We start from the raw sequence: 9965 nt of genomic DNA on the forward strand, positions 1-9965 counted from the left end.
GCCGGAGTGGTCGAGCACCAGCGCCGACGCGGTGACGTGGCCGGGCACGCACTCGCGGCGGCAGGCATCGCTGCGGGCGTGCACGAAGGCCAGCACGGCGTGCCGCACCGAGTCCTGGGCCGCGTCCGGGGGATCCCAGCCGGACAGCATCGCGATCGCCGACTCCCGGACGCTCATCGTGACCCCCGCCGATTGCGCCTGTCCCGCAGCGACGCCCACGCCGCACGGCAGCCGGCCACCACCTCGGCCGGCAGGCCCAGGCCGTCGATCAGCACGCGCCGGTCGACGACGTCGAGCGCCTTGTCGATCTCGTTGGCCTTCAGCAACAGGTCCACGTCGCAGGCCAGCCCGGCATCGGCGAGCGCCGGCGGCGGAATGGGCAGCTGCTCGGCCTCGCGGGGCTCGAGCTCCAAAACGCCCCCGCCATAGCTGCGGCCCAGGATCTCGGCGAACGCGAACGTCGCGCTGTTGTGGAACACCGCGGCCAGCGCGGCCGGATCGACGGGGACATCGGAGCCGGCGGTCAGGCGCACCCGGTGCACGGTATCGGTGCTCGTGGCCGCCGCGGCGTTGACGGTCAGCCGCGGCGCCCGGTGAATCTGGCGCAGCAGGAACAGGTCGGGCTGCCACGGCGACGGCGTGCGCCACCAGGGCTTGCGGATCGAGCACTTGTAGCCGCGGTGCACCCCGGCGGCCTCACCGGCGCGGATGTGGGCGCTCAGCGCGGCGTCGGCCGGCTCGGGCGGCGCGTTGAGCAGCCAGCTGCGGTGCCCGGCGGCGACATCGCTTATCCGGCAATCGGTGTCATAGATCAGCCCGGACAGCTGGGCGCTGCGCGAAACGACCGGGACGCAGTGCGGCCGCAACCCCAGCTCCCCGGCCCGGGCGTCGGTGAACGTGAAGAAGGCGTTGCGCCCGGTCACGATGCCGACGTCCACCTCGGCGAAAGAGCCGAGCTTCGACAGGGCGCCGGAACCCTTCAGCTCGCGCAGCAGCCCGATCGCGGCGGGGTCCAGAAAGTACTTGGTCCACTTCTCGTTTTCGTGCAGCAGCGCGGGCGCCCATTCGGCGTCCAGGTCCGCGCGCGCCAGCGCGTCGGCGTCTCGCAGGTGCACGGTGCGGATGCGGGCGGGGCCGGGGCCCACCACGCCGCAGAACAGCACGACCTCCTGCAGGATGCCGTCGAACACCAGGCGCTCGAAGGTCAGCAGGGTGATCTCGCGGAATCGGCTCAGCAGGAACTCGCGCAACTGTGCGGCGTAGGTGACCTGGAGCAGCTCGGCCGGCAGCACCAGACCCACCCGCCCGCCGTCGCGCACCAGCACGGTGCTCGCCACCACGAACGGAACCCAGGCGTTGGTCAGCCGGGTGGGGCGCAGGCCCTCGCGCCGCATCACCTCCAGCGCCGGATCGCGCTGCGGCGCGGGCCAGTTGCCGAATCGGATGTAGGGCGGGTTGCCGGCGACGCCGTCCCAGCCGCCGGGTTCGGCGGTGGCGAGCCAGCCGAACAGGCTCGCGTTGTCGACGGGCGCGAACCGGCGCGACTTGGCCGCCTCACCCGCGATCAGCTCCACACCGCGGACCTCGTCGCTCATGCCGGCCAGCTCGCGCAGGATGGCGCCGTCACCGCAGGAGGGCTCGACGATCCTGGGCCCGGCCTCGCGGACCCAGCCGGCCAGGAAGCGGGCCACCGGCGCGGGGGTGTAGTAGCCGCCGCGGAGCTTGTCGGCCGTGGCCGCCGCCTTGCCCGCGAACGTCATGGGCTCAGTATCTTTCGACAATCCGGCATCACTTGCGGATCAGCAGATCACCGGTGTCCGCCGGATCGCGCGGCCCGGCCGGTTCGGCGGCATAGCCGATGGCGATGGCGCCCAACGGCTCCCAGTCGGCGGGCAGGTCGAGCTCGGCGCGCACCAGGTCGGCGGCGAAGATCGTCGAGCCGATCCAGCAGCTGCCCACCCCGCGCACCGCCAGCGCGACCAGCAGGGCCTGCACGGCCGCACCGACCGCCACGGTGAACATGGTGTGCTCGGCGTCGGTGCGCGCGGCGTCGGGGTAGGAGTGGGCGCCGTCGGGGACCAGGAACGGGATGACGACCTCGGGCGCGTCGTAGAGGATCTGGCCGCGCGCCACCCGGCGGTCGATTGAGTCGGCGGGCCGGCCGTCACCGGCGAGGTCGGCGCGCCACTTGTCCTTCATGCGGTCCAGCAGCCGGGTCCGGGTGGCCGGGGTCCGCAGCCAGACGAACCGCACCGGGCGGGTGTGGTGGGGCGCCGGCGCGGTCAGCGCCTCGGCGACGGCGGCCTCCAGCAGGTCGGCGGGCACCGGCTCGGCGCTGAACCGGCGCACCGACCGGCGCAGCAGCTGCGCCTCGCGCCGGCCCATGTCGAGGGCCTCGGCGGTGCCGAGCCAAAACAGGTCCTCGGTGCCCGGCCGCAACAGCCGCCGCGCCGTCGACCCGTCGTCGGTCACGGACAGCCCGCGCACCACCGCGACCGGCATCGCGGTCAGCTTGCCCTTGACCAGGTCGGCGGCCGCGGCGATCTCGTCGGCGATCGCCACCTCGGTGACCAGCAACTCGTTGCCGTGCTGGTCGACGGCCCCCGAATAGCCGTGCAGCACAGCCAGACCCGCCGCGCCCACCGCCGCGTCGGTCTGGCCGTTGCGCCAGGCGCGTCCCATCGTGTCGGTGATGACGACGGCGACCTCGACCCCCAGCCGCTCGCGCAGCGCCGCGCGCAGCGCCGCGGCGCTGCCGTCGGGGTCGACCGGCAGCAGCGCCAGTTCGTCGCGCCCGACGTTGGACCCGTCCACGCCCGCGGCGGCCTGCACCAGGCCGATCCGGTTCTCGGTGATCAGGGTCCGGCCCTTGCGGGCCAGCACCCGGACGGCCTCGTCGTCGACCAGCTTGCGCCGCAGTCGGTCGCGCTCCTCGGGATCGCGCGGCGCCGGCACCAGCCGGCCCTCGCACTTGGACACCACCTTGCTGGTGACCACCACGACGTCGCCGTCGCGCAGCCACGGCGCGGCGGCGGCCAGCGCCGCGCCCAGATCGTCGCCGGGCCGGAATTCGGGCAGCCCGGCCACGGGCAGGATTTCGATCGCGGCGGCGCTGCCGTGCTCGCCGGCGCGCGTCACGGGCTCACCCCCGCCAGGTCCAGTCCGGCGCGGACCATCTCGGCGGTCGCCTTGGGATCGGTCATCACCAGCGGCACCGAGCGCACCGCCACGCCGTCGATGTCGGCGCGATCGTCCTCGCTCACTAGCCAGCCGTCCAGGATGCCGGTGTCGCGCCGGGCGCCGTAGTGGCGGCCGACCGCCTCGGCGGTGGACTCGACCCCGATCACCGACAGGCAGGCATCGGCCATGCCGCGCAACGGCTTTCCTCCGATGATCGGCGAGTAGCCGACGATCGGGGCGCGCGCCGCGCGCAACGCGCCGCGGATGCCGGGCACCGCCAGGATGGCGCCGACGCTCACCACCGGGTTGGACGGCGCCAGCAGGATGACGTCGGCGTCCGCGATGGCCGCCGTGGCATCGGTTGTGGCGGTCGCCTTTTCGGCGCCGACGAACGCGAAGCTGTGGGTGGGCACCTGGGCCCGGTAGCGCACCCACCACTCCTGGAAGTGGATGGCCCGCCGGCTGCCGTCGTCGGGATCGGTTATCACCACGTGGGTCTCGCAGCGGTCGTCACTGGCGGGCAGCAGCCGCGCGCCGGGCTGCCAGCGGTCGCACAGCGCGGTGGTGATCTGCGAGAGGGGATAGCCGGCATTGAGCATCTGGGTGCGCACCAGGTGGGTGCCCAGGTCCCGATCGCCGAGTCCGAACCAGTCCGGCTGCACCCCGTAGCGCGCCAATTCCTCTTTGGCGTGCCAGGTTTCGTCGCGGTGACCCCACCCTCGCTCCGGATCTACACCTCCACCTAAGGTGTACATGCAGGTGTCCAAATCGGGGCAGACCCGCAGTCCGTGGATCCAGGCGTCATCGCCAATGTTGACGATCGCCGTCAGCTTGTGACTGCCGGGTTCCGTGTCCGGACGCCGTTGCGTTTGAAACTGACCGAGCCCGAACAGCTGTTGAACCCCCAGCAGGAAGCGGGCGCCGCCAACCCCACCGACCAGAACGGTGACCTTCACATTGCACGACAGTACTGCCCGGCGAGCGTGCCGTGGCGGGCCCGTCGGGGCTGCCTCAAAGTTGCGGTTCCCCAGCGCTTGTGGGCAACGTGTGGGAAAGTTGAGGGCTGTGTGATCGACACGCCGAAGGCGCAAGACAACAGAAACGCCGAAATTCGATCACGAGATGGTATGGAAATGCGCCGAAGTGCTTGACCCGGCAGATCAACCCGTGTCTAATCACAACAGTGTCATTTCCCGGTTGGCCGGCCGACTCCGGTGTCGCAGACCGAGATTCGATCACTTGTTCGAATTGTCTGTACATCAGAACAGTGGGAAACCAATCACTCTCTCTCCAATCAAGCTGAGGAGGCGGACGACCGTATGTCTTACGAAACTTTTCGAGGCGCCATGGCGAGCACGCCGCACACTGACATCGACCCGGCACTGGACCGCCCCGCTCGGCCCCATTTGACCGTGGTCCCTGATGCCCCAATCGCTTTCGAGCCCGAGCCCATGCCCGAGCCGGCCGCCGATCAGTGGCAGGACCGGGCGCTGTGCGCCCAGACCGACCCCGAGGCCTTCTTCCCCGAAAAGGGTGGTTCCACCCGCGAGGCCAAGAAGATCTGCCTGGGGTGCGAGGTGCGTCATGAGTGCCTCGAGTACGCCCTCGAGCACGACGAGCGCTTCGGCATCTGGGGCGGTTTGTCCGAACGCGAGCGCCGCCGCCTCAAGCGCGGCATAATCTGACGCACGCTGATTGCAACGCGCGCTGAGCGTTAAGCCTCCAGCGCTCCACGCGCGACGCAGCGGAAAAGCTATTCGTCGTCGATTGTCGGATCGATGACCGACGGCTCAACGTCGAGATAGATGGCGACCTGGGCCACCAGGATTTCGTGCAGCAAGTCGCCGAGTTCGACGGTGTCCTTCGCCCGTCGTTCAATCGGCTTGCGGAACAACACAATTCGCGCCCGCGTGGAGTTACCGCGGATGTCGACGCCGGCCGGGATCAAGCGCGCCAGCGGGATCGGCCCGTCGGCGATCACCTCGGGTGGCCACTGCACACTGTCGGGATCCTTGGCCGAGATGCGCGGAATCTCGTCGACCGCCACGTCCAGTTCGCCCAGCCGGTCGGCCCAGCTCCGCTCGATGGGTTCGTAGGCCTCCAGCACCGCCATGTCGAACCGCTCGGCGCGGCTGCGCCAGCCCGGCACGGTCGGCGGCAACAGCGGGCCGCGCATATCGCGCCCGCGGCGAAAGAGTCGATGGGTCGCGGCTCGGCGCGGCACCGATCCGTCGTAAAACCGATCTCTTCGCGGGGAGCTGCGCGAATCGCCCACGCGCCGATGGTAACGGTTGCACATCGAGGGCCGGTCGGTTGCGCGTGTCCGGCGCTTCGGGGGCGTTTGCGCACGATAGCCTTTCGCTCGTGAACGTTCCCCGTCGCTGTTGCCGGCCCGGGTGCCCGCACTACGCCGTGGCGACCCTGACGTTCGTCTATTCGGACTCGACGGCAGTCGTCGGTCCGTTGGCGACCGCGCGGGAACCGCATTCCTGGGACTTGTGCGTCAACCACGCCGGCCGGATCACCGCCCCGCGCGGGTGGGAGCTGGTGCGCCATGCCGGCCCGCTGCTCGCCGAGCCCGCCCACCCCGATGAGGACGACCTTGTCGCCCTCGCCGACGCGGTGCGCGAGGGAAGCAATCGCGCCGCGCCGTACGCCGTGACACCGGTGAACGGCTTCGCCGATGCGCACATCCAGCACGGCGGCGCCCAGGCCACCGCGCCCAGCAGCAGCGTGCTCGCACCGCCCGAGCATCGGTCCGGACGGCGCCGCGGGCATCTGCGCGTGCTGCCCGATCCCAGCGACTAGCTAGCCTCTGGTTCGTGGCCCGATAGGCTGACGGCCAAGAGTTCACGTCGTCAGGAGTCCCGCATGTCTCGGCCCGCCGCGACAGTCCACCGTGTCGTCAAGGCGTACGACGTGCGTGGGCTGGTCGGCGAAGAGCTCGACCAGCCGCTGGTCACCGATCTCGGCGCAGCCTTCGCCAAACTGATGCGCGCCGAGGGCGCCGGACAGGTCGTGATCGGCCACGACATGCGGGACAGCTCGCCCGCGCTGGCCGCCGCGTTCGCCGACGGCGTGATACGCCAGGGGTTGGACGTGGTGCGCATCGGCCTGGCATCCACCGATCAGCTCTACTTCGCCTCCGGGCTGCTGGACTGCCCCGGCGCGATGTTCACCGCGAGCCACAACCCGGCGGCCTACAACGGCATCAAGCTGTGCCGGGCGGGGGCGAAGCCGGTCGGTGCCGACACCGGACTGCGGCTTATCGCCGACGACGTGATCGCCGGCGTCGACGGCTACGACGGCGACCCCGGCACCGTCAGCGATCGCGACGTGCTGGCCGACTACGGACAGTTCCTGCGGTCGCTGGTGGACACCGCCGGGCTGCGCCCGCTGCGGGTGGCCGTGGACGCGGGCAACGGCATGGCCGGCCTGACCACGCCCGCGGTCCTGGGCCCGATCGGCTCGATCACGTTGCAGCCGTTGTACTTCGAGCTGGACGGCACGTTCCCCAATCACGAGGCCAACCCGCTCGACCCGGCCAACCTGACCGACTTGCAGGCTTTCGTGCGCGAGACCGGCGCCGACATCGGGCTGGCGTTCGACGGAGACGCCGATCGCTGCTTTGTGGTCGACGAGCGGGGCAACCCCGTGTCGCCGTCGACGGTGACCAGCCTGGTGGCCGCCCGCGAGCTGGGCCGCGAGATCGGCGCGACGATCATCCACAACGTGATCACCTCGCGCGCGGTGCCCGAACTGGTCGCCGAGCGCGGCGGCACGCCACTGCGGTCCCGGGTGGGGCACTCCTATATCAAGGCGCTGATGGCCGACACCGGCGCGATCTTCGGCGGCGAACATTCGGCGCACTACTACTTCCGCGACTTCTGGGGCGCCGACTCCGGGATGCTGGCGGCGCTGTACGTGCTCGCAGCCCTCGGCGAGCAGGACCGCCCGCTGTCGGAGCTGACCGCGGACTACCAGCGCTACGAATCCTCCGGCGAGATCAACTTCACGGTGGCCGACGCCGCGCGATGCACCGAAGCGGTGCTCAAGTCATTCGGCACCCGGATCCACTCCCTCGATCACGTCGACGGGGTGACGGCAGACCTCGGCGACGGCAGCTGGTTCAACCTGCGCAGCTCCAACACCGAGCCGTTGCTGCGGCTCAACGTCGAGGCGCGCACGGCCGAGGACGTGGCCGCGGTGGTCGCCCAGATCAGCAACGAGATCAGCGCGGCCTCGGCCAACGGGTCGGGCGCGAAGGCCGCGCCGTGAACGCCACCCGGGCGGTCAATCTCGAGGACACCGAGGGCCTGCTGGCGGCCGACCGCGACGGCCTGCTGCGCGCGGCGTCGTCGGCGGGTGCGCAGGCGCGCGCGATCGCCACCGCGGTCGACGAGGGCGCGCTGGACCCGCTGCGCGCCGACGATCGCCCGCGCAGCGTCATCTGGGTGGCCGGCCGCGGTACGGCCGAGAGCGCCGGGACGATGCTGGCCGCGACGCTGGGTGGAGCGGCGTCGCAGCCCTTCGTGCTGGCCGGCGAGGCGCCGCCGTGGGTGGGCCCGCTCGACGTGCTGATCGTCGCGGGCGGCGATCCCGGCGATCCGGCGCTGGCCGCCGCGGCCGCGACCGGGCTGCGCCGCGGCGCCCGGGTGGTGGTGGCGGCGCCGTACGAGGGCCCGCTGCGCGACGCCACCGCCGGGGGCGCTGCGGTGCTGGCGCCCCGGCTCTGGGTTCCCGACGAGTTCGGGCTGTGCCGGTATCTGGCCGCCGGCCTGGCGGTGGTGCACGCCCTGGACCCGCGACCGACCGTCGACCTGGGCTTGCTCGCCGACGAGCTGGACGCCGAGGCGCTGCGCAACAGCGCCGCCCGGGAGCTGTTCACCAACCCGGCCAAGCTGCTGGCCGCGCGGATCGCCGAGCGCCAGATCGCGCTGGCGGGTGATGGCGCCGCGACGCTGGCGCTGGCCCGGCACGGCAGCTCGGTGCTGTTGCGGGTCGCCAACCAGGTGACGCCGGCCACCGGGCTGGCCGACGCGCTGGTCGCCCTGCACGCCGCGGCGTCGGCTGGTTCCGGGGACGGCTTCACCGATCCCGACGCTGCCCTCTTTCACGACGAAGAGATCGACGGGCCGCTGCCGCAGCGGTTGCGAATACTGGCCGTCGTCCTGGCGGCCGAGCAGCCGGGCGTCGCCGCCCGCACCGCCGGCCTGGACAACGTCTACCTGCTTGCCGCCGAGGATGTGCCCGACGGGCCCGGCGGCTCGGCCGGTTACGGCGTTTCGCCGGCGCTGGGGGGCCCCGGTAGTCCCGAGCAGCAACTGGCAGTATTGGCCGTCCGACTGGAAATGGCCGCGGTTTATATGCGACTGGTGCGGGGATAGATACAACAGTGGAACTGCTTCGCGGGGCCTTGAGAACGTACGCCTGGGGTTCGCGTACCGCCATCGCCGAGTTCACCGAACGACCGGTGCCGGCGGCGCACCCCGAGGCCGAACTCTGGTTTGGGGCGCACCCGGGTGATCCGGCCTGGCTCGAGACCGACAACGGCGAAATCACGTTGCTCGAGGCGCTGGTCGAGGACCCGGAGGGACAGCTCGGGCCGGCGTCGCGGGCCCGATTCGGCGATGTGCTGCCGTTTTTGGTCAAGGTGCTGGCCGCCGACGAGCCGCTGTCGTTGCAGGCCCATCCCAGCGCCGCCCAGGCGGCCGAGGGCTACATGCGCGAGGAGCGGGTCGGCATTCCGCTGACCTCACCGGTGCGCAACTACCGCGACACGTCGCACAAGCCCGAGTTGCTGGTGGCGCTGCACCCGTTCGAGGCGCTGGCCGGCTTCCGGCAGGCCTCGCGCACCGTCGAGCTGTTGCGGGCGCTGGCCGTCTCCGACCTGGACCCTTACATCGACCTGCTCAACGACCAGTCCGACGCCGATGGCCTGCGCGCGCTGTTCACCACGTGGATCACCGCGCCGCAACCCGACATCGACGTGCTGGTGACCGCCGTGCTGGACGGCGCGATCGCGTACCTCAGTTCGGGGGCGACCGAATTCGCCGCCGAGGCCAAGACCGTGCTCGAGCTGGGCGAGCGCTATCCCGGCGACGCCGGGGTGCTGGCGGCGCTGCTGCTGAACCGCATCACCCTGGCCCCGGGCGAGGCCATCTTCGTCTCCGCCGGCAACCTGCACACCTATCTGCGCGGTTTCGCGGTGGAGGTGATGGCCAACTCCGACAACGTGTTACGCGGCGGGCTGACCCCCAAGCACGTCGACGTGCCCGAGCTGCTGCGCGTGCTGGACTTCGCGCCCACCACCGAGGAGCAGCTGCGCCCGACCATCCGCCGCGAGGGTTTCGGCCTGATCTATGAGACGCCGACCGACGAGTTCGCCGTCGCCCTGTTGCAGCTCGACGACGAGTACGTCGGCCACGAGGTGGACGCGACGTGCAGCCATGACGGCCCGCAGATCCTGTTGTGCAGCCAGGGCTGCACGACGGTGCACGGCAAATCCGGCTCGCTGACGCTGAAGCGGGGGATGGCCGCTTGGGTCGCGGCCGACGACGCCCCGATCCGGCTGGTCGCGCACCAACCCACCAAGTTGTTCAGGGCGACGGTGGGGTTGTGACGGGGGCCTAGGCCCGATCGTGGCGACCCGCCTCGCCCGGCTGCGCCGCGCTCGCGATCGCCACGCGCTCTTTGGCGGCCTGACGCCGCTCGCCCAGCCAGAGCCGCAGATTGTGCGCCATGGCACGGCCGATGATCCGCGGCGGCGGAACCATATAGAGGCT

General features: G+C 71.3%; 9 protein-coding genes and 2 pseudogenes. 5 read left to right on the forward strand and 6 right to left on the reverse strand.

Annotated features, from left to right (window positions below):
• The 4 genes and pseudogenes from A9W96_RS25870 to cofD form a co-directional block, all read right to left on the reverse strand.
• Positions 1-177, reverse strand: a pseudogene (locus A9W96_RS25870) (NUDIX hydrolase); the annotation flags it as partial.
• Positions 174-1760 (reverse strand): class I SAM-dependent methyltransferase, encoded by a 1587-nt coding sequence (locus A9W96_RS25875; RefSeq protein WP_067144140.1) that lies wholly within the window; start codon positions 1758-1760, stop codon positions 174-176. The pseudogene A9W96_RS25870 and the gene A9W96_RS25875, both read right to left, overlap by 4 nt.
• A gap of 28 nt (positions 1761-1788) precedes the next feature.
• Positions 1789-3138: a coenzyme F420-0:L-glutamate ligase gene (locus A9W96_RS25880; protein ID WP_067144142.1), complete on the reverse strand. Its 1350-nt coding sequence runs from the start codon at positions 3136-3138 to the stop codon at positions 1789-1791.
• Positions 3135-4136: a 2-phospho-L-lactate transferase gene (cofD, locus tag A9W96_RS25885; protein WP_067144144.1), complete on the reverse strand. Its 1002-nt coding sequence runs from the start codon at positions 4134-4136 to the stop codon at positions 3135-3137. The genes A9W96_RS25880 and cofD overlap by 4 nt, the downstream gene beginning before the upstream one ends.
• A gap of 390 nt (positions 4137-4526) precedes the next feature.
• On the opposite strand from cofD, the gene A9W96_RS25890 reads away from it, so the two are divergent.
• Positions 4527-4865, forward strand: a complete 339-nt coding sequence (locus tag A9W96_RS25890; RefSeq protein ID WP_066868492.1) for a WhiB family transcriptional regulator — start codon at positions 4527-4529, stop codon at positions 4863-4865.
• Between the two features lie 68 nt (positions 4866-4933).
• Here A9W96_RS25890 and A9W96_RS25895 read toward each other — a convergent pair whose 3' ends face one another.
• Positions 4934-5356 (reverse strand): metallopeptidase family protein, encoded by a 423-nt coding sequence (locus A9W96_RS25895; protein WP_066868494.1) that lies wholly within the window; start codon positions 5354-5356, stop codon positions 4934-4936.
• A gap of 188 nt (positions 5357-5544) precedes the next feature.
• Here A9W96_RS25895 and A9W96_RS25900 point away from each other — a divergent pair, with 188 nt between their 5' ends.
• The 4 genes from A9W96_RS25900 to manA all read left to right on the forward strand — a co-directional run bounded on the left by A9W96_RS25900 (position 5545) and on the right by manA (position 9802).
• Positions 5545-5988 carry a DUF3499 domain-containing protein gene (locus A9W96_RS25900; RefSeq protein WP_197497961.1) on the forward strand — a complete coding sequence of 148 codons (444 nt, stop codon included), beginning with the start codon at positions 5545-5547 and terminating at the stop codon, positions 5986-5988.
• A 63-nt stretch (positions 5989-6051) separates the two neighbouring features.
• Entirely contained in the window at positions 6052-7458 is a 1407-nt protein-coding gene (locus A9W96_RS25905; protein WP_066868498.1) for a phosphomannomutase/phosphoglucomutase, read from the forward strand.
• A complete protein-coding gene (locus A9W96_RS25910) occupies positions 7455-8567 on the forward strand; it encodes a TobH protein (RefSeq protein ID WP_066868500.1) in 1113 nt (370 codons plus the stop codon). Before A9W96_RS25905 ends, A9W96_RS25910 begins: the two co-directional genes overlap by 4 nt.
• Positions 8568-8575: 8 nt before the next feature.
• The gene (gene manA / locus A9W96_RS25915) at positions 8576-9802 is read left to right on the forward strand and encodes a mannose-6-phosphate isomerase, class I (RefSeq protein ID WP_067144146.1); all 1227 of its coding nucleotides are present in this window, start codon (positions 8576-8578) and stop codon (positions 9800-9802) included.
• Positions 9803-9809: 7 nt separating this feature from the next.
• On the opposite strand, the pseudogene A9W96_RS31820 reads toward manA, so the two are convergent.
• Positions 9810-9965, reverse strand: a pseudogene (locus A9W96_RS31820) (oxidoreductase); the annotation flags it as partial.

This window comes from Mycobacterium sp. 1245852.3, from assembly GCF_001669335.1.
Taxonomy (GTDB): Bacteria; Actinomycetota; Actinomycetes; order Mycobacteriales; family Mycobacteriaceae; genus Mycobacterium; species Mycobacterium europaeum_A.